Source organism: Streptomyces sp. BL1, assembly GCF_057628045.1.
In genome coordinates this window covers 7,137,457-7,162,821 of sequence record NZ_JBXYWZ010000002.1, presented here as the reverse complement: position 1 = coordinate 7,162,821, position 25,365 = coordinate 7,137,457, and the positions used below count along the sequence as shown (strand labels likewise).

Genomic DNA, 25,365 nt, shown 5'->3' with positions numbered 1-25,365 from the left:
GCCGTTTACCGAGCATCCGTACGAACCGCTCGTCATCAGGAGGCGATGTGAGTCCCGCCAGCACCAACGTCGGCGCCCACCTGCTATTCGAACACCAGGGGCGGGTGCTTCTGGGTAAACGCGGTACGGATGCGGTCTTTGCCGCCGACACGTGGCACGTGCCAGCCGGGAAGGTGGAGGTGAGGGAGAGCGCCCGGGCCTGCGCGGTACGCGAGGCCGCCGAGGAACTCGCGGTCACCCTCGACGCCGTCGACCTGGAGCTCGTGCACACCGTGCACCTGCGCGATACCCCGGACAGCGAGCCGCTCGTCGAGCTCTTCTTCCGCGTCCACCGCTGGGTCCAGGAGCCGCGCAACGCCGAGCCGCACAAGTGCCGGAAGCTCGGCTGGTTCCCCTACACCGCGTTGCCCGAGCCCATCGTGGGCTACACGCGCACCGCACTGGAAGGCATCGCCCAGGGCTGGTCCTATACGGAACTGGGGTGGGCGGCATGAGCGACCAAGCGCTGCAGAACCTTCCGCGCACGGATGTGCAGGCGTGGGCCCAACGGCACGTCGGCGAGGTCAGCTTGTATTCGCCGATCCCGCGGCACGGGGCGCAGGCGCAGGTGTGGCGGCTCTCCACCTCCCGCGGGCAGATCTATCTCAAGGTCGCCAACAGTGGGCGGATGTATTCCCGCGAGGTGCACGCCTACCGGCACGCGGTCAGCGCGCTGGGGGCCGAGCGGGCGCCGCGCCTGATGGAGAGCAATCCGCAGCACCTGGCGCTGCTGTTGACCGAGCTGCCCGGCACTCCGGTCGACGAGCTGTGGCTGGATCGGCCCTCGCGCCGGGAGGTACACCGGCAGGCCGGGGCGCTCGCGCGGAACCTGCACGACGCCTCCTTGCCGACAGCTCCCGAACACATGCAGGTCAAAAGAGCGCTGGAGGCGGCGCCGGAGTCCGCGGAGAAGCACCTGGAGGGCGCCGGGGCGCAGCTGGATCCTTCCGAGCGGGCCTTGGTGCGGGAGTTGGCCGCCCGGCTGCCGGTTCTGGAGCCGCTGCCGGTGGGGGTCGTGCACGGGGACTGGCAGGAGCGCAACTGGCTGCTCGACCAGGGCCGTTTGGGAGTGCTGGATTTCGAGCGCACCCAGTACGGCCACGTGGTTACCGACCTGGTGCGGCTGGCCTGGGGCGGTCCGTGTGAGGACGACGCTCGCCTGCGCGGGGCTTTCTTCGAGGGCTACGGCCGCCCGTTGAACGAGGCGGAGGAGGCGGCGCTGCCCTCGCTGGCCGCCCTGGACGCGGCCAGCGCCCTCGCGTTCGCCCAGCGCAGCGGGGACATGGAGATCGACGAGCGGGCGCGCCGCACCCTGGCCGGCCTGGCCGCGGGAGGCGCCGGCTGACGGAACGGCATACGCGTGTGGTGGATGTCTTCGTGCTGCTGCACCGCGAGGACGGGCACGTACTGCTGCTGCGCCGGGCCGAAGAGCTATACGCCGGCGGGCTGTTGTGCCCACCCTCTGGCCACCTGGAGGCGGACGAAACCCTCGAAGAGGGCGCACGGCGCGAGGCACAGGAGGAGACCGGAGTCGCCCTCGGTGCGGGGGATTTGGAGTTCTGCCACGTGATCGACCACCGCAGCCCGGAGGGCATGCAGCGGCTCGGCGTGGCCTTCACCGCCCGGCGCTGGTCCGGGGAGCCGTACAACCGCGAACCCCACAAGCACTCCCAGCTGCTGTGGGCCGACCCGGCCCACCCGCCCGCGGACTGCGTCCCCTACACCGCCGCACTGCTCACCCAGTTCACCCGGGGCACGCTGCACTCCACCGACGGCTAACCCCACCCGGCCGACCACCTGCCCGCTTCCCGGAGGGACTGAGACACGTGGAAACACCCGCTGCCCCATATGGCGAACTCCCGCTCTCACCCGCCGAATACGTCCGCTCCCGGCATGCGGTGTGGATGAGCAGCGCCGCCCTGATCACCGACGAGCTGGGGCGGATCCTCATCGTGCGCGACCGGGCCAGTGGCCGCTGGCTGCTGCCCGGCGGCGGCGTCGAGGCCGGCGAGAGCCCCTGGAGCGGCTGCCGACGCGAGGTCCGCGAGGAGACCGGACTCGAACTCGCCCCCGACCCGGCAGAGTTGCTGGCGGTGTGCTGGATCGCCGTAGAGGACCGGGAACGCTACCGCGGCCTGGGCTTTCCCGGCGACGTGATGACCGTCTTCGACGGCGGCACCCTCACCGAACAACAGGCCACCGGTCTGTGCTGCATGGACGGCGAGATCGCCGAGTACGACTTCTGCGATTCCGCGCGGGCCGCCGCCTTGCTCACGCCGATGAGCGCACGCGTGGCGCTGGCCGCGCTGCGCGCCCGGCTGGGCGGCACCGGCACCGCCTATCTGGAGTCCGGCTCCCACCTGGGGACGCCCCCGCCCCTGGACCGGCACGGTGTGCATGTACGGCCTCGCTCGGGCCGCCGGTGGTCCTGGCACCCTGAGGAGCCCGTACAGGAGGGTCTGCGGGCGACGCAGGCGTGGGGATGGCTCTTCGCGCCCGACGGACGGGTGTTGCTGGTCTTCCAGAATCACTCGGCGGAGCGTCTGCAGATCCCCATGTTGCCCGGCGGCACGATCGAGGCCACCGACGCCGATCCGGCAGCCACTCTCGTACGGGAGGCGCAGGAGGAGGCCAACCTCACCCTCGCCGAAGTCGCCACGCTGGGCTGGCTGTACGACGCGGATGGCGCCGCCTACGGCGGCATCGGCCCGTGCGCCCGCATCCGGCTGACCGCCCGCATCACCGCGATCGGCCCCTCCCGTCCCGACCCGGCCACTGGGCACACCTTCGTGCGGCTGCTGGCCACACCCGCGCAGGCTGCCGAACTTCTCGGCTTCGGCGAGAACGATCGCCAACAGGCAGTCCAGGCCGCTGCCGTGGCCGCCGGGCATTGGGGCATCCCTACTGCGGCGCCGGGACCGGTCACCGAGATTCCGAGTGCGGGGATGGCATGGTGAGCCGGTGGCGCCGACCGGCCGCCAAGCAGGACACGCTCACGGCCGGGGAGCGGAGCGCCTCCGCGGCGGAGCAGGAGCTGTTCGGCGGGAAACTGCGCTGGGACCAGTCCTATGTGCACCACGAAGCCCCGCTGTTGAAGGTGGGCTTCTGGGGCATGGCCAAGGCGTTGCCGCGTATGGTCGCGGTGGTGGTGCGCTCCGCCTGGGCGGTCGACCGGCGGGCGCTGTGCGGGGTGGTGGCCGCCGAGTTGGGCCAGGGGCTGGCCTCCGCGTTCGCCCTGGTGGCCACGAGCAAGGTGCTGGCCGGACTGTTCGCCGAGGAGCCGACCGCGCAGCGGCTGCAACTGGCGCTGCCCGCACTGCTGGCCGTGGCCGGGGTGACGGTGTGCACTGCGATACTGGCGGCCTGGTCGGTGGCGATGTCCGGACGGCTGGAGCCGCGCGTCGAGCGCGCCATCTCCACCCGCTACTACACCGCCGCCACCCGCGTGGAGCTGCGTGCCACCGAGGAACCGGAAGTCCAGCGCATTCTGGAAGCGGGCAGGTTCGGCACCAACTCCGCCCGCCACATGATCGGCCTGACGGTGTCCGTCATCAACGCACTGATCGGACTGGTGGCCGCCGGGGCGGTGCTGGCCACCTTGCATGCGGCGCTGTTGCCGATGCTGGTGCTGGTCGCGGTGCCCAAGGGCTGGGGCGCGGTGCGCTCGGCCCGGCGTGAGTACGCCTCCCGCCGGCACTGGATCGACCACCGGCGGGCGATCGCCACCCTGGTGCAGTACCTGACCCTGCCGCACGCCGGACCCGAGATCCGTGCGCACGGTGCCGGTGCGCTGCTGCTGCGCGGCTACGGGGAGATGTCCGCCTCGATGGAGACCGAGCAGCAACGCCTGGCCCGCGCCCAGGCATCCACCCAACTGCTGGCCTCGGGCCTTTCCGGCGCCGCGGCCCTGGCCGCCTACGGGCTGCTGTGGGGACTGCTGTCGTGGGGCGGGATGCCGCTGGCGATCGGCGGCACCGCCGTGATCGCCATCCGCAACTCCACCGCCAAGCTGACCTCGCTGGTGATGCAGCTGAACCGGATGTATGAGGAGACCCTCTACCTCACCGACACCCAGGAAGCCTGCGAGATCGCCGACCGCAACGCCATCCCCGCCACCGGCAGACCGCTGCCCGACCCGGTGACCCAACTGCGCCTGGAAAACGTCTCCTTCACCTACCCCGGCGCCGCCCAACCCTCCCTGGAGGAGGTAAGCCTGACCGTGCCGCGCGGCGCGGTAGTCGCACTGGTCGGGGCGAACGGGTCGGGCAAGACCACCCTGTCGAAGATCCTCGCAGGGCTGATGCTGCCCACCGGCGGGAGCGTGTGGTGGGAAGGCGAGGACGGCGCCCGCGTGGACCTGCGCGACGCCGACCGCCATCAGGTCTTCGCTCACATCGCCCTGCTCGGGCAGGACTTCCCCCGCTGGCAAATGTCCGCCCGCACCAACATCACCATCGGCAACGGCCACCTCCCCGCCGATTCGGCACGGATGCACACTGCTGCCCGGGACGCCGGAGTCGACGGTGTCATCGAAGAGCTCCCGCACGGCTGGGACTCCATCGTCATCAAGGGCTACGAACGCGGCACCCAGCTTTCCGGCGGCCAGTGGCAAAAGCTCGTCAACGCCCGCATCCGCTATCGCAACGCGCCCTTCGTTCTGGTCGATGAGCCCACCTCCGCCCTCGACCCGCACGCCGAGATCGACGCGTTCGAGCGGCTGCGCCGCATGACCGACGACGGCACCACCGTCCTCCTGATCACCCACCGGCTCGCCGCCACCGCCGACGCCGACCGCATCTACGTCCTGGACCACGGGCGGCTGGCCGAATCCGGCAACCACACAGACCTGATGCGCCACCCGGGGGGCCTCTACCGCTCGATGTATGAGGCGCAGGCCGCCCAGTACGGCCACCTGCCCGCCCAGCGGCCCGCCCCCAACGGGCTGCATGCCAAGGACGGTTCGCCGTGACCGGCCCCAGGAAAGCGTGCGCGTCCGAAGCCCGTGGCGTCACCGCGACTTCCGCCTCTGCGCCGCCGTGCTCGGTCGCCGGGCGGCAGGAGTGTGGTCGAGGCAGAATCCGGCGTCCACGGCGCCCCCGCGCAGCCAGGGCGCGAGCGCCGCGTCCTGGCCCACCCGCGCGCTCAAGACCGCACCCAGCAAATGATTGCCCACCACCGTTGATGAGGAGCGACTGTGGCATACGACCACTCGGACTGGTCGCAGCACTACGACGAGGGCCGCGGCTTCCGGCCGCTGCGCGACGTGGAGCGTGACCTGCTCGCCCGGCACACACCGGCACCCGATGGCGGCTGGGCGCTGGAGGTGGGCTGCGGCACCGGTGAACTCGCCGCCCACCTCGCCGAGATGGGCTATGGCGTCGATGCCGTCGACTTCGCTGAAGGGGCCCTGGCCCGCGCCCGCGAAGAGCGGGAGCCGGCGAAGGGCGTGCGATGGTTGTGCCTGGACATCGAGCATGACGATCCGGCCGAGCTGCACGACACCTACGACCTGATCACCATGCGGCTCGTGTACGCCTTCGCGGGCGACCGCATGCGGTTGGTGCGCGGCCTGGCGGCCCGGCTGCGTCCCGGTGGCGCCCTGGTGGTCATCACCCCGGTAGCGGCGAACACGCCTGAGAAGCGGCGGCACATCGCGCTGGATGAGGACGAGATCGGTCTGCTGACCGCAGGCTGGGAGCAGGTGGAGCGGTGCGACGCCGACGGGCTCGCCTTCCTGGTACTTCGCGGGCCGGATGGGTCGTTCGAGGCGGTGGAGAAGAGCTGCCCGCAGCCGCAGGCGGTCCTGGGCGCGTGCGTCGTCGTCACCGACAGCTGCGGGCGAGTCCTGCTCGGCCGCTCGACCCGCGGCATGTGGGAACTGCCCGCCGGCAGCGTCGAGAACGGCGAATCCGCTCAGGCGGCGGCCGTACGGGAGCTGGCCGAGGAGACCGGCCTGAGCGCACAACTCGACGATGCGCACCTGCTGACGTTCCTCCACGACGACCGCGAGGATGTCCGGCGCGTCTCCGCGGTGGTCCGCGTCACCGCCTGGACCGGCACCCCTCAGGTGCGCGAGCCGCACGGCTTCAGCCGCTGAGAGTGGCACGACCTGCACACCCTGACTGGCCTCGGGAACATCTTCGCCCCCAGTGCGCAGGCCCTCGAAGCGGTCTGGCCCGGTGTACTCCCCGGCCTGCCGCCCGTCCACTCCTACCCCCACGCTGAGGTTCCCCCTGCTGTCGGCGGCGAGCCGGCCGAGGCCGTCCGGCTGCGACAGAAGATGGCGGACACGGTGATCGCCCAGGGCTGGGCCCCCTCGGAGCGCGTGCAGCAGGCGATCAGGGCGGTGCCCCGGCACCGCTTCATGCCCGAATCGCCCCTGCGTACCGCCTACGACGACGACCTGGCCGTCGTCACCCGCCGCGACGGGGACGGGGCGGCCGTCAGCTCGGTCTCCGCCACCTGGCTCCAGGCCGACATGCTCGAAACGCTGTGCCTGGGGCCGAACATGACGGTCTTCGAGTCCGGGGCCGGCGGCTACAACGCCGAGCTGGCAGCCGCGGTCACCGCCCCGCACGGGCGGGTGGTCACCGCTGATGTCGACCCGTACGTCATCCATCGCACCCGGCGGCTGGGCGCCGAGGCCGGCAGCGGCCGGGTCACCGCCGTGCTGGGGGACGGCAGCCTCGGCGCCCCCGAGCATGTCCCCGATGGCGGGTTCGACGGCATGCTCATCACCCACAACACGTGGGACATCGCCCCGGCCTGGCGCCAGCAGCTGTCCGAGGGGCGGTACCTCGTCCTCCCGTTGGAGATCCACGGCTACGTGCGTGCGATCGCCTTCCAGCGCCAGGGGGAGGTCCTGCATGCGCGCCACTGGACGTACTGCGGATTCGTGCGCGACCGCGGCGCTGCCGCACGTACCGCCCCGGCGGTCACGCTCGCCGACGGGCGGGTCCAACTGCACTTCCACGACGGCCCGGTGCTGGAGACCACCGGGGTGGAGGAGGCGCTGCGCGGGGAGCGGTACGAGGTGCCCACCGGGGTGGTCCTGCCGGGCGAGTGCCCCTTCGAAACGCTGCAGGTGTACGCGGCCACCACCCTGCCCGGCCACTGCCGCCTCACCGCCGACCACTCCTCCGAGAGTCCTCTCGTAGCCGCGCGGGCCGCGCACCTGCCGGCCCTTGTGGCAGATGGCTCCTTGGCGTACCTGACGACCGTCCAGCTCCACCAGGGCGAGACGCCGACCGACAGCCGCCACGAGTTCCACGCCCACGCTTACGGCCCTGCCGGGCCCGCTCTCGCCGAGCGGCTGACCAATTGCGTGCAGGAGTGGGACCGGCACGTACGCCACACCGGCTACCCGCCGATGACCGCCCACCCCGCCGGCGCGCCCGACCACGAACTGCCCGCGGGATACGTGCTGGACAAGACTGCCTCCCGTCTCGTCTTCCCCTGGCCTGCAGGCGCGTCGAGCTCGCGCCCCGAGGCCGTGGCTGTAGGGAGCGCCGGTGAGTAGCGGCGAGGAACTGGCGACGGCCGTCAGCGGCACACTGGCCCTTGCCTACCAGCTGGTCCCCGCCACGGTGGAGGAGGTGCCCGTCGGCACGGCGACCGCGAACTTCCGCATCACCGACCAACAGGGGCAGCGCTGGTTCGCCAAGGTCTACCGCAACGGCGCACTCGACCGCGAGCAAGGCGCCGTTGAACTCGCCGAGTTCGCGCGCACCGAGCAGGTGCCCGTCCCCGCGGTACACCGCACCGTCGAGGGCGAGCTGGTGGAGCGCGTGGGTCGCCTCCCGATGTCGCTGTGGGAGTACGTCGAGGACGCCGAGACCGCGGAAGAGGGCCTGACCGGCGGCCGATGGGCCAGCGTCGGCTCCTTGCTCGGACATCTCCACCGCCGCCTGGCCGATCATCCCGCCGCGTCACCGACACAGCGCCCGGGCACGGCCGTGTGCGACGTGGACCGGGCCCGCACCCGCTTCAGCCGTGTCATCGACGAGCTGTCGGCGCGACCCCAACTCCGGTCGTTCGAGGCGTGGGTGATGGATGCCGCACGCGAGCGCCAAGCGAAGCTGAAACGCGTCGCCGCGCTCTTGGAGCGCCTGCCGCCGCTGACCGAACAGATCGTGCACGGCGATCTGGCGGCACCGAACCTGATGATGCGTGGCGAGGAAGTGGCCGCTCTCATCGACTTCCAGCCGCCGCGCCCCCGGCTCGCGGCATGGGAGATCGCCCGCATCGCCCTGGACCCGCGGACCGTAGCGCGCGACGAGGGATGGCTGAGGGGACTTCCCCAGCTGCTCGCCGCCTACCGCGATGCGCACCCCGCAGCACGGGCAGATGATCTCCTCTCCACCGTCGCGGTGGGCTGCGCCTACACCCTCGCCTCCCCATACCGGCTCACGGAAGTGCTGGAGGCTCCCGGTGTTCTCGGTGCCACGGAGCAGACATACGCCAGAGCCCGGCACCAAGCGGGCCTGACCTTGCTGGAGCGGCTCGAGGAAGCCGAAGAGGCGGTCCATGACGGCCTGCGCTGACGACACAGTCGACGACGGAGGACAGGAGGCCGACGGCAGCTCGGCCACCCTGCCGCGCTGCCCACACCCGCGGGGCCCGCCCCGGCTGCTGCGCCGCACTCCGTTTTTCCGCGTCATCCGATGCCTTGGAGATGAGCATGAGCGACATACGGTTCGCCAACCTCAACGCCTACAAACTCAAGAGCGACACGATCGGGAGAACCTCCTGGCGAGCCCGCGTGGCCGCCATCGGGGAGATGGCCCCCGATGTCCTCGCACTCCAGGAAGGTCGTCGATGAGAGCCGGCCGCCCTCACAGTGGGCCGACGAGGCGTCCGCGATCATCCAACAACTCGCCGCCGACTGCGGCCTGTCGACCACCACTGTGCGCGCCGACGGTTCGCCCGGCCCGACCGCGATGTCCAACAATTCTCACCGCGGCTGGTTCACGGCGCTGTTGTTCAACCCGGAGACGGTGACGCCCGTGCCGGGAGGGTTCCGGCCATTGGGTGCACCGGACTTCTGGCACGGATTCACCATGATGGAATTCGACATCGGTACTCCGGTGCCGGTCACCGTGGGCAGCTATCACGGTGATCCCTTCCGCGGGACTGGCGTCGCGACGAGGCACTGCGACTCAAGGGGCTCTTCCGCGCCACCGGAGGCGCGAAGCCCGGCATCGTGCTCGGGGACTACAACGCCCTCTCCGCCGCCCAGGTCCGGCCCCAGGACGGGACGCTGTGTTTCTACGACGAGGAGCCCTACCTCACCCAGGACCACGATGACCTGGAGTACCAACTCCTGCCCGGCACGATCGGCGGCGAGCAACTGGCCGACCGCGAGCAGACCGAACTGCTGCTGCGACGCGGCTTCATGGTCGATGCCGCCGCCCACCTGCAGGCCCCGTGGCAACCATCGGTCGGTCACTGGACCGACGGCAAAGGTGACCCCGATCCGTGGGGCGCACGCAGAATCGACCTGATCCTCGCCACCCGGCCGTCGCCCCCGCTCTCCTCAGCTACGCCACCCACGCCAGCCCGGCCACCCGGGAAGTCTCCGACTACCTTCCCGTGATCACCGACATCGACCCGTCGAAGATCGAGGAGAGCGCCTGATGCGCGACTTCTGGGAAACCCACCGCAGGTCGAAGGGCGAACTCCCCATCGACGGGCTCCATGCGATCTTGCAGTCCGTCGGTCGCTCAGCGCGCCGAGGAGGCCGACGCTGCGGCGGACGCCGCACACGCGGAAGTACCACTTACTGAGCTTGAACTCGGGTTGTCGTGGCCTGCTGACGGGACTTGATCCTCGCGGTATGCCCTCCTCATGAGGTACGCGCAGGGCGGTGGTGTGAGCGATGAACGCAGGCAGTTCCGCGAGGGTGTCCGGCTGCTGGCCGCCGAGCGGTTCACGCTGGGCGAGCGGAACGCGGTGATCGCGAAGCACCTGCGGGTGAGTGTCCGATCGGTGCAGCGGTGGCGGCGGGCGTGGAACAAGGGCGGCCCGCGGGCCTTGCGGTCGGCCGGCTCGGCCTCGCCACCGCGGCTGAGCGAGTCCCAGTTCACGGTGCTGGAGGGCGAGTTGGCCAGGGGGCCTGTCGCGCACGGCTGGCCGGACCAGCGCTGGACACTCTCGCGGATCAAGGCCGTGATCGGGCGGCGCTTCCACAAGACCTACACCCTGCAGGGAGTGCGCAAGCTGCTGATACGGAACGGCTTCTCCTGCCAGGTGCCGGCCAGACGGGCCGTCGAACGGAACGAGGAGGCCATCACCGGCTGGGTGAAGGAGACCTGGCCGCAGGTGGAAGCACCGCGGCGGCACTCGACGCGTGGATCGTCTTCGAGGACGAGTCCGGCTTCTCGATGACGCCGCCCACTTCCCGCACCTGGGCCCGACGCGGGCACACCCCAGTGATCAGGGTCCGCGGCCGTTCCCGACGGCGTATCTCCATCGCAGCGCTGACCTGCTACAAGCTCGGCGAACGCTCCCGGCTGATCTACCGGCCCCGTCGTGACGACGGCCGGAGCGACGGACGCAAGAGCTTCGCCTGGACCGACTACCGCGACCTGCTTATCGCTGCCCACCAGCAGCTCGGCGGCCCGATCGTGCTCATCTGGGACAACCTCAACGTCCATCTCGCTGCCGGGATGCGGCAGTTCACGGCCGGGCGCGACTGGCTGACCGTCTACCAACTGCCCTCCTACGCGCCAGAACTCAACCCGGTGGAGGGGATCTGGTCGCTCCTGCGACGCGGCTGGCTCTCCAACACTGCCTTCACCACACCCGAGCACCTGATCCAGACGATCAGGCACGGCCTGAAAGTGATCCAGCACCACAGCCACCTCATCGACGGTTGCCTCAGCGGAACCGGCCTTTCCATCACCACATCGACAACCCGAGTTCAAGCTCAGAAGTCGTACCACGGCGACGGGCGCAGCAGGAATGCTTCCATAAGGTTCCAATCCCCACTTGTAACCTTTTCAGCCCAGCGCACCGAGTTGGCATCGGCTTGCTTTGCTGTCTCGATTGTTACCCATCCGAACCCGGCTAGCAGAGCTGGGACAGCAACAGCGGTTGCTGCAGCCCCTGAGATCGTCGAGCCTAGCGCCACTGCTTCGGGTACGCCTGCGTAGGCACCAGCCAAGGCGATGAATCCTCCGGTTATCTCCGCTGTGCCGGCAACTGCTCCGTACGTCGCAATCGCCGGGTTGTCGCTGCGAGCGGTAGAATAAATCGTGCCGACTCCCGACAGTGTCGTCAATGAGAACATCGCCAACCCCCACAGTTTAGCGGTGCTTATCTCAATCACCTGAATGGCCTTCTTCGGATCCCAGGCTTTATCGAGCCCGTGGGTCCTCCAGCCCTCTACCACTGAGCCCCGAGCAAATTTCTTCGAGCCCTTCACCCACCAAGGTCGCTGTGCGTCCCACGAAGGATTGGGGCCAAGCTTTGCGATTTGATCTTGGATCCAGGAATAGTGCGACGTCTGCCTGAGAACGTTTCCAGTCGTGCCCGGCGGGATCACCGACTCGTCAAACGACCAGAAGTTGACGGGCCCCATGAGAGCCTGACCCGCCTGGTTAACCGGCTGGAAAAGAGACTTCAACCATAGTGTCATAGCGCGCGCAGAATGTAGGGCAGCGGCCACTCTGTTATCAGGTCGGTGAGCGTCGTCCGACGGCACGGCCTGCAGGCCGATTGAGTCGTGGAAGTCGAGAGGGCTGTTCCCGACGTACGCATAAAGGTTGAGCCCGTCCACGAATCCCGCCGGGTCCCGCTGCAGCCAGCGTCCCACAGCGGGGGCGTAGGTGCGATGGACCGCCTGTCCGAAGGGGAGGCCGCCGGTGTGCCATAGGCCGGCGTAACTCAAGTCGAGCGGGCTCAATGCAAGCTCCCCGTCCTCGGTCTGCCCGAACGGCCGGAAGTTCGGTAGGGCGACCGCAGCGCCTGTGTGATCTGCAACGACGCGCGGGGAGCCAGTCTCGTCGGTGAGCACCCAATAGTCGTGGCCGTCGAGCGCGGCGTGGAGGGGCGTTCCGGGATCGTGGCCCCACACGAACTCACGGCGTCCAGAAGCAGCGTGTTCAAGGACGCAGACGTCACCGTCATAGAAGCGGAAACGTGTTTCGCGCGGTGTTGTCTCGGCGACGACGCGTCCGAACGCGTCCCGCCGGTATTCGGCGTGGAGGGCCCCTGACAGCACATCGGAGACGGATGTCATTCGATGTTCGTAGTCATATCCGAAGGAAAATACGCCGTCGGTGCGGGTATTCCCCGCGCGGTCGTGGTGCCATAGCACGCCCCCGACGGATGTGTACTGGTTCAAGGTATCGGGAACGTACGGCACGGCGTGAAGGCCGGGTTCGTGAGCGTTCAGACGGTTGCCCGTGAGGTCGTAGTCGAAGGCGTGCGGTGCTAGCGGCAGTGTCGTGGCGCCGACCTGGGCGTCCAGTGCCGCTTGCTTGGCCGCGCCGACGGCGGGCGGCACCGGTGCGTGTGGCGGTGCAACGGATACCGGGTCGAGCCACGCGGCGGGTCCGTCCTCGTAGTGTGCGATGCGGTACAGGGAGTCCAGGTACACCTTCCTCCCTCGCGCACCTGCGCGCGTGGTGGTTGTGTCCAGACGCAACCGGCCGGCGGCATCACGCAGACGCTGCTCGCGCCAGACGAGTCGGCCGTCCGACGCTTGCACGCGGCGCTCAATCACGTAGCCGCGGCCGTCGTGGCGCACGTCGTCGGTTAGGTCGTTCGCCAGTGTCGCGCGGCGAAGTCGCCGGCCAGCGTAGGCGTACGAAGCGAGAGTGCGTGGCCCCGCGAGCGTGGGCGTGCCCGGGTAGTCGCCAGACGGTGCGTGCGACCTGATGGAGGTGACCTTGCCGGCGAAGTCGCGCACCCAGTCGACGCGACGGCCGGAGGGGAAAGCCAACGTGACCAGGCGGCCGTCTGCGTCGAATGAGCGTTGCAAGACCTGCGGTGGCAATGGGTTCGGTACGCCGAGCACGTCGATGGTCTCCTCGTACGGGAGCCCCACGGAGTTCCGACGGATCGAGATCCGGCAGTGGTCGTTCTCAGCCGCGCGCACCGCCCCAAGTGCGTCGTAGGCGAAAACTGCATACGTGGCGGACTGCGGCGAGAGGGCGTAGGCGACAGGAACCGCGGCCGTGTCGATGTCGGTCCGGATGTGGCGGTCCAGCGCGTCAAAACGCATGCGGCGGACCAGGCCGTTGCCGTCGCGGATGAGGACCAGGTTGTCCGCCGCGTCGTACTCGCGTTCCTCAATGAGGAGTTCGCCATCGAGGGCGAGGGTGATGCGAGCAAGACGGTCGAGGGCATCGTGCTCGAGTTCCGTGCGGTGCCCCAGTGCATCCACTACTGCCGTGGTGTTCCCGTTCTGGTCGAATTCGCGTCGCATAATCTCGGGCGAAAGCGGGGCCCCGCTGCCGAGTCCCGTACGGGTCCGTTCTCGGATGCGCTGGGTTTCTTGACCGAATGCGTTGAACTCGCTCCTCGCGATGTTGCCCATCGGGTCGATCGTCGTGGTTGCGTTGCCGTGGGTGTCGTAGCGGGTCTCCCACCGGTTGCCGAACGGGTCCACCCGAGCTGTGAGCCGGTTACCGTGGTCGTATTCTCGGAGTTCGACTATCACCTCGTAGTGCGTGACGATGTTGGTGTCAGGATCGCGCACAGGATCCCAGCTTTGGGTCTCCACGGTGTTGCCGTTGCCGTCAAATCGGGTTAGAAGGAACTGCCCTTCGCCGTCTTCGACGGCTGTGACGCGGCGTTGTGCATCATAGGTGCGGCGTTCGATCGCACCGTCCGGTCGGCGGATCCCGACAATGTTGCCGTCGGCGTCCAGATGGAACTCGGTCTCAGCGAATGTGACGCCGCCCGCCGCTATGGCTGCGAGGAATGAAGCATCAGGGGCCCTCAGAGGATCAGGTGTCGGAAGAGGGCTGGAGAAGACGGCGTTACTGACCCGGACCGGGTCGCCGAGCTCGTCATAGGTTGCCTCACTCCGGTGGATCAACTCCTGCGTGCCGTCGATGCGGCGCTGAAACCGACGCTTGACGACGGGGTCGTGCTCGGGGTCGTACGAGAGGACCTGCAGGTTGCCCAGCGCGTCGGTGATGGCCTCGATGTCTCCGTGCGTGCTCCAGCCACTTCGGAAGCCGCCGCCCCCGTCGCGGTAGCCGTTGGCGTGTAGCGCGTTCCGCCCGTTCACTTCTACAAGGACACGGCCGACGCCATCGAAACGGGTTTGTGTGACGCTGCTCTGCGGCGTGCACGCTCCCTCGATCGTCAGCACCTCACGGTTGAGCGCGTCGTGGACATGGTAGGTACGGATGCGCCGTGCGTTTATGGTCTCGACCACGTTGTCTTCCGGGTCATACCTGTAGTTGAGGACACGTTGAGCGAGACCCTCCCCGGGGCCGCTCGATGTCCGTAAGGTCTGGCCGCCGACGTCTAGTGCGTGCCGCTCGGCGTGCTCGCCGCCGGGGACGGGCTGACCTGACTCGTCCCTCCACGGGACCCGCTTCGCCACCAGTCGTCCGCGTGGATCGTGCTCGTGGAGGGTGACAAGCATGGCGGGTCCCGGAGTTCCTCGCTCGACGCTCGTGACCATGCCGAGCACGTTGAACGTTCTTCTCGTCTCGTGTCCGACCGCGTCGGTCTCGCTTCGGGCGTGGCCGAGCACGTCCATGTCGAAGTCGACGGCAACATGGCTCTGCACTCGTCCGAGGGCGATGGACGCACCTGCGGTGTCGGACAGGTCGAGTGTGTGCAGGCCGCGCGGCAGATCTTCGACCACATGGTCGGCCATGGCTGTCTGGTCCCACATCGAATGCATGACGCCGTCCAGACGAACGGCAACCTGCGAGCTGGCGGAGACGATCTCGCCGGGGCGCATCGTCTGCGAAAGCTTGATGCGTACTCCTTCGACGGTCACACGTACGGCGTCGGTTGGGGCGCCGCTTGAGGCAATGTGACCGGGCTGCGGTGTCCATGTCCCCGAAGTTGTTACGCCGATGTCAAATGGTCGGCGTGCGTCAAGGTGTATGTCCGTGTGGGGAAGGAGCCGCCGCCGTAGGTAGCCTTCTTTGGCACTTTCATTGGGATTGGCGTCGGGCGGGTAGTACGCCTGCATCCACTCGTAACCTCGGGCGTCGACCCGTACGAGGACCCGGCCTCGAGCGTCGTAGTCCCGGAACTCCTCCCGTATCGGCCCGACCGTGGCGACACCGTCAATCACCGAGGGACGTGTGCGGTCGGGACGGATGGTTGCGCGCAGCAGATGGGTCGGTGCCGGCCCGTACTCGTGGCGGGTGAGATGGCGCTGATGGTTGAGGTAGCGCGGGTCGTTGGGGTTGTACAGCGGCGTCCCGGGGTCTGCCGATTCGACGTGCAGCGGATCGGCGGACAGCGTGAACCGGGCGTCGGAGCGGCTCAGCAGTAGCTGGGTCGCGGGGTCGTAGCGGAATTTGACGATGACGTCCGCCGCGTCCGCAGGCGCCTTCACGTGCGCAAGCGCCTGCCAGTAGTCGGCGTCGAGCAGGTCGCCTTCGGGGGAGAGGCGACGTGCGCGGGTCACGGTCGCGAGAAGAGTGCCGAACGCTGCCCGGGCCAGGGTGTCAAGGTCACCGAGGGTCGGGTCGATGTCGGGCCACGCCCGGAGATCCGCGAGGTGGTCTCGGCCGTAGAGGTATTGCACGAGCACGCCCGTCGGGTCGACGGAGGCGACCAGGTTGCCGTCGTCGTTGTACCGTTGGCGATGGATGATGTCCCGTATCCCACCGCTGTCGATAATCTGTTCTCGGCGGGCGATCTCGTTGCCGGCTTCGTTGAGAATGTGCTCGACCCGGTGGCCGTTACGGTGGTGCTCAATCACGACAAGTGCAGGGCGGTCCGGGTCAGGTGTCGAGGTGTCGGGCGCCTGCGAGGGCTGCTCGTACTCGAAGTACGACTCACCGCGGTTCTGGCGCTGGCGCACGATGCGGCCCGAGAATTCCGAGAGCCTGTCGGTTTCATACTCGTTCTCCATGAGCGCTCGTCCGGCCCAATCGAGCACTCGCGTCAGCTTCGGCACGTCTTCCACGGTGTCGTACTGATAGGTCTCTAGGTTGCAGGCCGGCTCCTGGGGCTGGGCGGGCCCTCGGACGCAGTGGAGGTTCCCCTCGTCGTCATAGGCGTAGGTGACGACGCGCCCGGAGTAATCGCGCAGGCTGGCGAGGCGGTTCTCCGTGTTGTAGTTGAGCTCGACAGCGCGGTGCGGGTTGTTGACGAGTACCCGTGCGAGCCGCCCGTCGGGGTCGTACTGGAAGTCGAGGTAGTTGCCGTGGCGGTCCTCGATGCGACGTATGCGATGCTCCCCGACGGCCGCAGCCTCGAAGTGGTGCAGGACGGCTTGCGGGCGTCGCAACACAAAGGAGCCGGCGCCGTCCGGCTCCAGGATGTCGTCCACGCCGTGCGGGGGCGCATAGTACGTGAACCCTGCTTCGCCAAAGCGTGGGTGACGCACGTAGCGATGCTCCCCTAGCCGACCGGTGAGGAGCACCACGACGTGATCGTTGTCCTCGCGCGCCAGCAGGTTCAGGCTGTGATCCCATGCCGGGCCGAGGGGACCGAAGTACGCCGCGCCGCTGCGGTAGGTACGCCGGAAAGCGAAGTCCATCCCGGCACCGTCAACGTGGAGATCTGTCACCCCGTGCTCGAACTCACCAGAGCCGAAGATCACGGGATCCGCGCCGCTCGCGACGGCTCGCTGCGGTGGCGGCGGGTTCGCTACAGCCTTGCCCCGTCGTAGAAGGTCGCTGAAGCGGGCAAGGTCCTGCAGTGCCACGTCGCGTGAGACGGTGACGCCCTCCGCTGCGAGACTAGGAGCGGCCTGTGCAAGCGCTGCGTCAAGGTGGGCGATCGCGGAGTCCAGCAACTCCGCGTCGAGCGAGGCGAGTCTGTTCAGCGGGATCCCGGCCCGTGCCATCCCTGCCATGATCTCGCCCACGAAGACGGAGCGAATCAGGTCTTCGAGGCCCTGCTGGGACAGCGTGGTCAGGACGGCGGCGACAGCTCGCACCTGTCTGGCGATCTTGACTGCCTTGACGACGGCGGCAGCGATCTTAGCGAGAACCGCCCAGAACCCCATGCCCGCCTCCTGGGACTGTCAGCGGCGTGAGCCGGGGGAACGCCGGAACTGACGGCCGAGGCCACGAAGACCGGCGACAAGGCGTGACCCTCGCGGAGCGGAGCCGTTGTCTTCGTCGTCGAGCAACATCGCGCCCTTACGAGTCTCGTCCCGCCATGCCGGTGGGTAGGAGCGGTCGTATGCGGCCGCGATCCAGCCCTGCCGCTTGCCGTTCCCTGTCGTGCTGGTGTCGAGGTCGTGCAAGGCGGCGAGGAGGATCTCCGAACGCACGGGGCGCGCGTCCGTCAAGCTGACGTCGAGGTCACGGGCGACAGCCTGCGTGGTCAGCTCGATGAGGTCGAAGACGGAGCGGACTTTGCTCGTCCGCCCGAGGCCGCGCTCGATGAGGGGACGCAATTGCGCCACTTCCGAGAGTGGTCGGTCCTTGACCTGGCCTGAGAGCGCCCGCAGGAGGACAGCCAGCTGGTCGAGGACGATCTCGCACTGGTGAAACTTCAGCTTGCCGTGGGGCAGACGTTCGGTGGACGCTACGCTTGAAGCGAGGACCTGGTTGACCTGCCGGATGAACTCGTTCTGCGTCAACCCTCGGTCTGCCATCTGGCCCGGCAGGACTGCCATGTTCGCGAGCGCGATCGGGCTTTCGTACACCACGGAGTCGTCGGTGTCGCAGGTGGACAGGTGATCTGCGTGCGAGGTCTCGCAGTCCATCGGTTGGTGGCCTTCGCTGTCGCCGTCTGCGGTCGAGTGTGCGGGGGTGACACACGAACACAGCTTGCGTGCGGTGACGAACAGCCTGCCCGAATCCGCCTCGTACTCTTCAAAGATGAGCGCTACGTTCTCCGTCCCTATCGTCGGCAGAATTCTCGCAAGCCCGAGCATTCTGAGCCAGACGGCCTCGGTGATCTGCCCGCGGGCGATGGCCCGGATCACCCGCGGTGGCCGGTAGCCGGGCGCGCTCAGGTGGTAGGAGACCGCAAAGTGCCGCAGCCACGCCGCGTGCGTGTTCCAGTTCCTGACGAGCCGGCTGTAGTAGGCGTACGCTCCTTGGGCCGGGTTGATACCCAGTGCCGTTGCCGTCTTCTGCAGGTTGCCGGGTTGGTAGAGGTCACTCAGCGCGATGATGCGGGGCTGGTAGGCCCGTTGCATGTCGGCGTGCGCAGTCTCCAGCAGAACGTCAACGCAGATTCCGGGCACATTCGCCGGCCGGTTGACGATAAGGAAGAACTCCTGCACCCCTTCGAGTCGCCGCAGGCCACGGATAAATGTGAACTTCGTGTCCTGCATGTGCGGCCGGGGCTGCAGGAAGAACAGCGCCCGATTCGAACCAAGATGAAACCCCTGCAGAAGGGTGTAGAGCTGGTTGATCTGCGTGGAGTAGGAATGGCTTTCGCGCCTCTCGCGTGAGGCATCGCCCGTCGTGATGTTCTGGTCCTGAGACTGCGCGCGATCGATGGTCCCCTCTTGCTTTTGCGATCCTGTAGAGCTGAAGAGACCGAAGAGAACGCTGCCGCCCCCGCCACCGTTCTTGAGGTCGTACCTTTCACTAGTGTCGGTGTTCGTTGTGCCTTTCGTGACGTCCACCTTGCCTGCCGACTGGCTCGCCACCTCGCCGGACTCCGTCACAGCCTCGTACAACTCGCGTTTACGCGGCTGGAACGCGGCGACGTACGGGTAGTCGTGGAGCGGGACCTCGTTTTCCGACCGGGGCAAGACGGAGACCTGTAGGAGAGCACCGAAACAGGGGAACGAAGTGATCATCCATGACTCGAACTGAGGCCAAAAGTCGAACAACCCGAAACGCTTCTTCAAGCTGTTCAGGAGGCTCAGGTCGCTTGCTTGAAAATTTGTAACCGTGGTGACAATCTTCAGGTAGGTGACCCGACGGTCGCAGTAGTCTGGCGGCAGTTCTTCGGGTTCGTGGTAGAAGACCGCGATCGAAGACCGCCACTTCTCCGGGAAGTCCTGGTCGCCCGCAGCCTGATCGATCATGTCTGGTGAGACACCCATGCGCTTCCAAGGGATGTCCATTGGAAGCGATAACTCGCTCAGCACCATGGCACGCCTTCCCTCGAAGGCCGGGGACCGATCTGCAGGGCGCACGACCGGCCAGTGCGACGCAGCCGGCCCTGGAGAAGCGGGCGGCGCGTGGCATCATGACGGCCCATTGCGTCCACGCTCCAGCCCGTTCGACGGCAAGTCAAGCGCGTACGCGGACACTATTACGCGTGCGATCGGTGACGTGCGGCCCCTGCGTCACGAGCGGGGTGCATGGCCGCCTCCCGGCCTCCGGCTACACCAGCCCGCGCGGCACCGGACGAGCTCGACCGGGTCGACACCGTGGTCACGGCGTGCGCGGTAGCGATCGCCGAGACCGGGACGATCGTGCTGGACGGTGGCCCGGACCAGGGCCGGCGCCGGATCAGCTTGGTGCCTGACCACCATGTGTGCGTGGTGCGCTTGCCGGGTCAGGGCGCCGCGTCCGTGCCGCAGGCCCTCGAACGGCTCGATCCCGCCCGTCCGTTGCCCTGGATCTCCGGCCCCTCGGCCAACAGTGACATCGAGCTGGACCGGGTCGAGGGGGTACACGGCCCACGGACGCTGCAAGTGGTGCTGGTGAACGGCAGACTTCAAGGTGATGTTGCTGGCAGCTCGACCGATGGCGAGCGCGACCAGGCTGGCGGGCGCGGCGACGCTCTGAGTTCGTAGGTGCTTGCCCCGCTTGACCCCACACCCTGCCGTTCGGGCGTTCTGCCACAATCGGCGCCGTGCACTGCGTGGTGTTCGGCGGATTCGCACCCCGATGGAACTGGCGGCAGGCATCCAGGACATGCGGTCCTCCCCCGCAAAAAGAGCACCCACCGCAGTCAGGAGGCCACTAGGACAGAGGGGCAGCAGGCCCGCACGGCTGCGGCAGAGGTCAAGGACTACCTAGCCCTCCTGCGACGGCGCGGCACAGGCATGTCCGCATCCGAACTCACCGAGACCATCCGCGCGCTGACGGCCGCTGCCCGTATCGCCGGCAGCAAGGTGACCAAGAAGCAACAGGCGCAGATCTACAACTGGAAGATGCAGGCCCCGCCCCGACGCAACAACGGACACCGAGCCAGCCGAAGCGCAGGCAGCGGCCGACAACAACCAGAGCAGGGCCAAGCATCACGGCACGCAGCGCGTCCCCAGCAGGAAGCCCGGCGACTGTCATCCGCCAAGATCGAGGACGTGGCCGCCGCCGTGCGCGGGGCCCTCAAGAAGGCCGCACGAGAGCAGAGAGCTACCTCGTGGGCCCGGGTGCAACGCCGGCTTGGCTCAGCGCTCCCCTCGCTCCACCCCGAGGATCTGGTTGCCGTCCTCACCCGGGTCGACCGCCAAACAGCAGCCGATGAACCACTGCTGTGCACGCTCCTCGTCGTCGACGAGAACACCATGCGCCCCACCTACCGCACAGTCGCCGACGCCCTGGGACGTTCTGTCCCCGCAGACGAAGACCAACTGCACGCCCAGTGCGCCAAGGACGCACTTCAACTCCATCAACTCTGGCGCCAACGTTGACGGCCAAACCGCCTCAGGCTACGGCAACGGGCGCTGAGCAGGTTTGGCGCGAGTCTGGCGTTGGAGGCCCCACGACGCCGAGCAGCTCCAGGCGGGGGTCACCACGCTCGAACAACAGGTCGTCGACCTGGAGGTCAACCCCCAGGACCGCGCCGACGGCCTGGCCGCCGCGCGGCCAACCGTGAACTCATGGGCCAGATCAATAGAGGCTGCGATTCGCCAACTACTGCTCAAAGCCTGCCATTGGCTATGCACGCGAGAATGGGGCTCTGGCCCAGATCTTGGGGAGCGGTCGCGGAAAGTGATAGTGCCGTTCGATTCGGGGCGTCGCAGAGCTGTCGACGGGATTCAGCCCGTGCTCGGGGGCGCCCCGGTGCGGGAGTGCGATCGGCTCCGCTGCCGGGCATGGCAGCCGGGCCCGGCTCGCCGCCGTGTCCGCGCCCGGACCGCCTTGGCTCAGCCCAGCGTGTCCATCAGGGCGGTGACATAGGCGTCCAGCCGTTCTTCCACGGCTCGCGTCGTCAGCTCTGTCCTGCCTGCTTCCCGCCATGGCTGCGACACCTGCTGCACTTCTTCTGAGCAGGCCAGCGCGTCCCACACCTGCCAGTACAGCCGCTCGCTCGCGGCCGCGGCCAGCACCCCGCCGGCCTCCTCGTACGCCTCGGCGAACCGCAGACCCCACGCCGGGCCGTGCAGCAGCGCGAGATTGGTGGAGCAGTGCGCCACATCGAGATCTGCCGGGCCCCAGGAGGTCGCTGCCCAGTCGACGACGCCGGTGATCCGGGCACCGCCCGACTGTGGGGGCAGCTCGTCGAACAGCACGTTGCCGGGTTGGAAGTCCCGGTGCAGGAATCGCCCTTCATAGGGCGGCGCGGGCCTGCGGATCGCGTCGATCGCGGCGGCCCATACCGCCGCGTCGGCGCCCTTCGGAACCACGACGGTGTCGGCGGTCGTCAACGTCACATACTCGCGGGGCCGCTCGGCGGGTCGCACCGCGTGGATCGCCACGAGTTGACGGGCCAGCAGGGGAACGCGCGTCTTCAATCCCTCGTCGGCGAGAGCCGTCCGGCCGGCAAGATGGGTCATCAGGAGCGATGGATACTCGCAATGCGCGGCGGTCGGATCAACCGCGACCAGTCCAGGAGCCGGCACGCCAGTCCCCGCAAGCAGGGTCAGGGCGCCGGCCTCCCGGTTCAGCCAGTCCTCGGCGTATCCCACGTAAAGCGGGTCGACGAAGCTCCGCAGCACCAAGTCACGGGTACCTCCATCCCGCGTGCCGATGGTCAGCCTCCGCATGTCGGCAGTGATGCCACCGTGCAGCACGCCGGTTCTGACGATCCGTTCGCCGACCTCCAGGTACCGGCGCACCCAAGCCAGCGTCAACGGTCGGACAGCCGCCATCTCATTGTGGTGGGTCACCGTGCCACCCGATCATCCGGACGGCGGCACGCACAAAAGCATTCGTTGGAGGCGATGGCAACACTGATCAATCCCGGCAAGGACCACCGGGCCTGGCTCTACAACGTGCCCCGCGCATCCATCACGTACACCTTCGTGTGCAACGACGCCGCCACCGTCCCTTCGCAGAGCACCCGGTCTCGGCTGATCAGCTACAGGTGCGACCGCACGGACGCCTCCGGGCCGCCGGCCGCCTCCCTCCAGTCGGACCGCGCGTAACGCCCGCCCCGCGCGTCATCGACGGGCGTGCCACCCTCAGCCCGGTCACCTGGCGCGAGGTCGGCTGGGCCTTCCGGGCCTCCGGACGCCCCTGAATCGCAGCCTCGCTCCCGCCCGGCCCGCAATGCCGACCCTCTGCGGTCGGCGGGCGCGGGCGGGCAGACGCCTGGGCCGCCGAACGTCGCCCAGCACCTCCCACAACGGTCGGCGTTCATCGGCCCACCGTTGGATCGCATGCCGGTCCACCAACCGGATTCCGTGCCGCTCGCCCCATGCCACAGCGGGCTTGCTGAACCGGCCGTTGGTGACGACCACCGCGACCTGGGCACCGTGGACCGGCTCGGCGGTGCCGTTGACCTGCTGCAGCACGTCAACGCCCGTCGCCTTCCCCGCCCAGCCATCGCGCCGATGCTTGCACTGGACCACCCAGATCCGCCCATCGGGATCCACCCCGCGCACATCGCAAGCATCGTCCCCGCTACCACCGACCCGCTCCGCCTGGAAGCCGTCCCGCCGCATGAGGTCGCGTACCACGGACTCGAACTCCCGGTGATCCGCAGAGTCCAGCTGCAGCAGGGCCACCCGCAGGCCCTGTGCACGCCGCGCTTCCCACTTCCGGCGTTGCTCCACTGCAGCCCCGTAGACGACCAAGAGCATCAACCCGGCCTGCGGCAGCAGACTGTAGATCCCCCAGTGGTCGTTCATCCAGGCCCCGAGCCACACCAGGAACCAGATGAGCCCGCCAGCCACGGCAACCAGCGAGACCGGCAGCACAGCGAGTCTCATCTTCTCGGCGGCCGACCGGTGTCCACTTCCGTCCACGCCCCGCAACGGACGCTCGGGCAGCCCCAGCGCCTCCCAGAAGTCTTCGAGGTAGTCCCATAGCTCAGAAGAGACGCCCTCAGAGGGGGCCGACTCACCGCGCGACGCGAGATCTCCAACCATGCTTCCTCCCACGGCAGTTGACGACGCTGATGCCAGCAGCCCAGTGCACCATGCGGCACTGACACCCGCCCTGACCTTCATCGAAGCGACGGCATCGGCTCCGCCGCCTCGTGGCGCAGCGAGGACACGTCCTTTGCACTGGCCGACTTCTCTAACCAGCTGATCTTGATGCACGTCGGCGCCGACGGCAGGAGCTGGCCCAACTCCCGCGATGCCAGCTCCTGCCCCCCGCCTGTAAGGACAATCTGAACTGGCGACCGGACAGTGCCGTCGCGCTGGCGTTGGGCCAGGGGCTGTCGGCGGGGCGGTACGGGCGGAGGACTGCCGGACATGCTGCGCTCTGCCCTGTTCCACCTCGCGTACCTGCCCGACCTCGCCGTCCGGTCACACATGCCGAGTGACATCGAGGAGCGCGTGTGGCTGCAGGAGTCGTACGTGTGCCGGGTGTGGGCATACGACCTCGCCCGTAACCGGTCCGCGCTGGCTTGGGCTGCCGGTCGTCTGGCCCCGGTGCTGCACCGCCGCGTGGACACCGCAGTCCTGCTGTACAGCCCGCACGAGGTCCGCCGGGACCGCTACCTGGCCACAACAGTCCAGAACCAGCGCGACAACGACCGGTTCAGCCTCGAGGCGCCGCTGCACGGCCGTGTCGAGGAGTATTTGACCCGGCTCGCAGTGGACTGCGGCTACCAGCTGATCGACACCTCCGTGCAGTCCTCTCAGGGAGCAGATCGCCGAACTCGCCGGCCTCGTAAGCGAGTCGGCATGAGCGCACTCGCCCCGGCAGCCGGGGCTTGGCAGGTACTGCCCGCCCGCTTCTACGTCGTCTCCGCCGCCCGCACGCACACCCTTGCAGGCCGACGAGCGTTGTGTGCCGGCGCCGGCGTCCTCCGCAGGAGGGTGACTACCCGCAGCACTGGTACACGGGCAGAGCCCGGGTCCTTCACCGGCCGCTGACGTACTGGACCGCCGATGGCTCGGAGCGGCTGCACGAGGCCGGAGCGGTCGCCGCCGGCAGTACCCAGCGCTCCGTCCGGCAACTGCTGTGCACCCCGGCCCTGCAAGGCCGCCAGCAGACGGCGGGCACGTGGCTAGCCTACGGACTGCGATCGGTGGCCGCGCTCGCCGCCGGTGGCCTGGCCACCGCGCCCGGCATCCACCCCGTGCTGGTCCTGGCCGCGGCGCTGCTGCTCATCCCGCCCCTTCTACTGCTGCGTTCGCCCGTACGCAGCCTCCACACCATGCCCACGCCCCGCACCGCACCCTGAGGTCGAGGTGGTCAAGAGCTCAGCCGCGGCGGCTCGACAGCATCGAGCTGGACCAAGTCCTCGGGTCACGCACGTGAACAATCTGCCGCACTGCACCGTTGGGGCTGCGCGGGGCCGTACAGTCGGGCCATGAACTGCGCGTCGGCCAGGTGGCGTGGGCACAGCAAGTCTGGTACGAACCCCGGATCCGGTGACAGGGGCAGCGGTTGCCGGCGCGGGAACGGTAGGGCCGCGGTTCTGATCGTCGGCGACGAGTAAAGCGGAGGTCGCAGTGACCGGGTGGCAGTACGCGGCACTCGGAGCGTGCGGGGGTGGGCTCGTCGAAGTGCTGTCGCTCCTACGCTGGGTTGCCGTGTGGCAAGGCGCACGGCGTACTCCGACCGGGCGGCTTAAGAGGCGGGCCCCGCAACTGCGCACCTACGTGGACCTGCCGGCGCACGCATGGCTTGTGGTCTTGCGGATGGGGCTCGGCGCTGGCATCGCGGCACTCTTCGGCGCTACCGGCCAGATCAACGGCGCGTACGTTGCTGTCGCGCTGGGATTCGCCGCTCCCTCCGTCCTCGCGCAGTTGGGCGGCATCCCCCAGATCGCTTCGGCCCTCACCGGAGCGCAAGGAACGTCGCCGGGCCTGGCGGAAGGCCAGTCCCCAGCCGCGCTGCCGGATCGCTCTTCGGGCCCGTCGGAAGGCCAGTCTCCCAGGAGCGCCGATGACCACTGACTCTTTGTCGC

The 25,365-nt window shown here is 68.4% G+C and carries 20 protein-coding genes and 2 pseudogenes; 17 read left to right on the top strand and 5 right to left on the bottom strand.

Annotation, left to right across the window (positions count from 1 at the left end):
- Window positions 1-47: 47 nt before the first annotated feature.
- The 9 genes from AC3AGO_RS31490 to AC3AGO_RS31450 all read left to right on the top strand — a co-directional run bounded on the left by AC3AGO_RS31490 (window position 48) and on the right by AC3AGO_RS31450 (window position 8,860).
- Window positions 48-494, top strand: coding sequence for an NUDIX hydrolase (locus tag AC3AGO_RS31490; RefSeq protein ID WP_487823670.1), 447 nt, complete (start codon window positions 48-50; stop codon window positions 492-494).
- Window positions 491-1,384: an aminoglycoside phosphotransferase family protein gene (locus AC3AGO_RS31485; RefSeq protein WP_487823669.1), complete on the top strand. Its 894-nt coding sequence runs from the start codon at window positions 491-493 to the stop codon at window positions 1,382-1,384. Before AC3AGO_RS31490 ends, AC3AGO_RS31485 begins: the two co-directional genes overlap by 4 nt.
- A 17-nt stretch (window positions 1,385-1,401) precedes the next feature.
- The gene (locus tag AC3AGO_RS31480) at window positions 1,402-1,818 is read left to right on the top strand and encodes an NUDIX domain-containing protein (RefSeq protein WP_487823668.1); all 417 of its coding nucleotides are present in this window, start codon (window positions 1,402-1,404) and stop codon (window positions 1,816-1,818) included.
- A gap of 125 nt (window positions 1,819-1,943) precedes the next feature.
- A complete protein-coding gene (locus AC3AGO_RS31475; protein ID WP_487823667.1) occupies window positions 1,944-2,996 on the top strand; it encodes an NUDIX hydrolase in 1,053 nt (350 codons plus the stop codon).
- Window positions 2,990-5,008: an ABC transporter ATP-binding protein gene (locus tag AC3AGO_RS31470; protein WP_487823666.1), complete on the top strand. Its 2,019-nt coding sequence runs from the start codon at window positions 2,990-2,992 to the stop codon at window positions 5,006-5,008. The genes AC3AGO_RS31475 and AC3AGO_RS31470 overlap by 7 nt, the downstream gene beginning before the upstream one ends.
- A gap of 225 nt (window positions 5,009-5,233) precedes the next feature.
- Window positions 5,234-6,136, top strand: coding sequence for an NUDIX domain-containing protein (locus AC3AGO_RS31465; RefSeq protein WP_487823665.1), 903 nt, complete (start codon window positions 5,234-5,236; stop codon window positions 6,134-6,136).
- 12 nt (window positions 6,137-6,148) lie between these two features.
- A complete protein-coding gene (gene fxlM / locus AC3AGO_RS31460) occupies window positions 6,149-7,558 on the top strand; it encodes a methyltransferase, FxLD system (RefSeq protein ID WP_487824883.1) in 1,410 nt (469 codons plus the stop codon).
- Window positions 7,551-8,582 carry a phosphotransferase enzyme family protein gene (locus tag AC3AGO_RS31455; RefSeq protein WP_487823664.1) on the top strand — a complete coding sequence of 344 codons (1,032 nt, stop codon included), beginning with the start codon at window positions 7,551-7,553 and terminating at the stop codon, window positions 8,580-8,582. The genes fxlM and AC3AGO_RS31455 overlap by 8 nt, the downstream gene beginning before the upstream one ends.
- A gap of 137 nt (window positions 8,583-8,719) precedes the next feature.
- The gene (locus tag AC3AGO_RS31450) at window positions 8,720-8,860 is read left to right on the top strand and encodes a hypothetical protein (RefSeq protein WP_487823663.1); all 141 of its coding nucleotides are present in this window, start codon (window positions 8,720-8,722) and stop codon (window positions 8,858-8,860) included.
- 288 nt (window positions 8,861-9,148) lie between these two features.
- Here the strand turns inward: AC3AGO_RS31450 and AC3AGO_RS31445 are convergent, their stop codons facing one another.
- Window positions 9,149-9,487 (bottom strand): hypothetical protein, encoded by a 339-nt coding sequence (locus tag AC3AGO_RS31445; protein ID WP_487823662.1) that lies wholly within the window; start codon window positions 9,485-9,487, stop codon window positions 9,149-9,151.
- A 29-nt stretch (window positions 9,488-9,516) separates the two neighbouring features.
- Here AC3AGO_RS31445 and AC3AGO_RS31440 point away from each other — a divergent pair, with 29 nt between their 5' ends.
- Window positions 9,517-9,675, top strand: coding sequence for a hypothetical protein (locus AC3AGO_RS31440; protein WP_487823661.1), 159 nt, complete (start codon window positions 9,517-9,519; stop codon window positions 9,673-9,675).
- Between the two features lie 210 nt (window positions 9,676-9,885).
- Window positions 9,886-10,943: pseudogene (locus AC3AGO_RS31435) on the top strand (IS630 family transposase); the annotation flags it as partial.
- Between the two features lie 23 nt (window positions 10,944-10,966).
- Here AC3AGO_RS31435 and AC3AGO_RS31430 read toward each other — a convergent pair.
- Complete coding sequence (locus tag AC3AGO_RS31430) at window positions 10,967-17,200, bottom strand: RHS repeat-associated core domain-containing protein (protein WP_487823660.1); 6,234 nt, start codon at window positions 17,198-17,200, stop codon at window positions 10,967-10,969.
- Window positions 17,201-17,218: 18 nt separating this feature from the next.
- Complete coding sequence (locus AC3AGO_RS31425; protein ID WP_487823659.1) at window positions 17,219-19,255, bottom strand: hypothetical protein; 2,037 nt, start codon at window positions 19,253-19,255, stop codon at window positions 17,219-17,221.
- Between the two features lie 255 nt (window positions 19,256-19,510).
- Between AC3AGO_RS31425 and AC3AGO_RS31420 the strand changes: the two are divergent.
- Both AC3AGO_RS31420 and AC3AGO_RS31415 read left to right on the top strand, forming a co-directional pair.
- Window positions 19,511-19,822, top strand: a pseudogene (locus AC3AGO_RS31420) (LutC/YkgG family protein); the annotation flags it as partial.
- Window positions 19,823-20,158: 336 nt separating this feature from the next.
- Complete coding sequence (locus AC3AGO_RS31415) at window positions 20,159-20,746, top strand: hypothetical protein (RefSeq protein ID WP_487823658.1); 588 nt, start codon at window positions 20,159-20,161, stop codon at window positions 20,744-20,746.
- A 456-nt stretch (window positions 20,747-21,202) separates the two neighbouring features.
- On the opposite strand, the gene AC3AGO_RS31410 is transcribed toward AC3AGO_RS31415, so the two are convergent.
- Window positions 21,203-22,147, bottom strand: a complete 945-nt coding sequence (locus AC3AGO_RS31410; RefSeq protein ID WP_487823657.1) for a phosphotransferase family protein — start codon at window positions 22,145-22,147, stop codon at window positions 21,203-21,205.
- Between AC3AGO_RS31410 and AC3AGO_RS31405 the strand changes: the two genes are divergently transcribed.
- Entirely contained in the window at window positions 22,061-22,423 is a 363-nt protein-coding gene (locus AC3AGO_RS31405; RefSeq protein ID WP_487823656.1) for a DUF8094 domain-containing protein, read from the top strand. The two genes, AC3AGO_RS31410 and AC3AGO_RS31405, sit on opposite strands and share 87 nt — an antisense overlap.
- Window positions 22,424-22,468: 45 nt before the next feature.
- Here AC3AGO_RS31405 and AC3AGO_RS31400 read toward each other — a convergent pair whose 3' ends face one another.
- On the bottom strand, window positions 22,469-23,368 hold the full coding sequence (locus AC3AGO_RS31400) for a restriction endonuclease (RefSeq protein ID WP_487823655.1): 900 nt from the start codon (window positions 23,366-23,368) through the stop codon (window positions 22,469-22,471).
- Window positions 23,369-23,698: 330 nt separating this feature from the next.
- Between AC3AGO_RS31400 and AC3AGO_RS31395 the strand changes: the two genes are divergently transcribed.
- The 3 genes from AC3AGO_RS31395 (at window position 23,699) to AC3AGO_RS31385 (ending at window position 25,354) form a co-directional block, all read left to right on the top strand.
- Window positions 23,699-24,325, top strand: coding sequence for a hypothetical protein (locus tag AC3AGO_RS31395; protein ID WP_487823654.1), 627 nt, complete (start codon window positions 23,699-23,701; stop codon window positions 24,323-24,325).
- Between the two features lie 155 nt (window positions 24,326-24,480).
- Window positions 24,481-24,636, top strand: a complete 156-nt coding sequence (locus AC3AGO_RS31390; protein ID WP_487823653.1) for a hypothetical protein — start codon at window positions 24,481-24,483, stop codon at window positions 24,634-24,636.
- Between the two features lie 271 nt (window positions 24,637-24,907).
- Complete coding sequence (locus AC3AGO_RS31385) at window positions 24,908-25,354, top strand: hypothetical protein (protein ID WP_487823652.1); 447 nt, start codon at window positions 24,908-24,910, stop codon at window positions 25,352-25,354.
- Window positions 25,355-25,365: the final 11 nt, after the last annotated feature.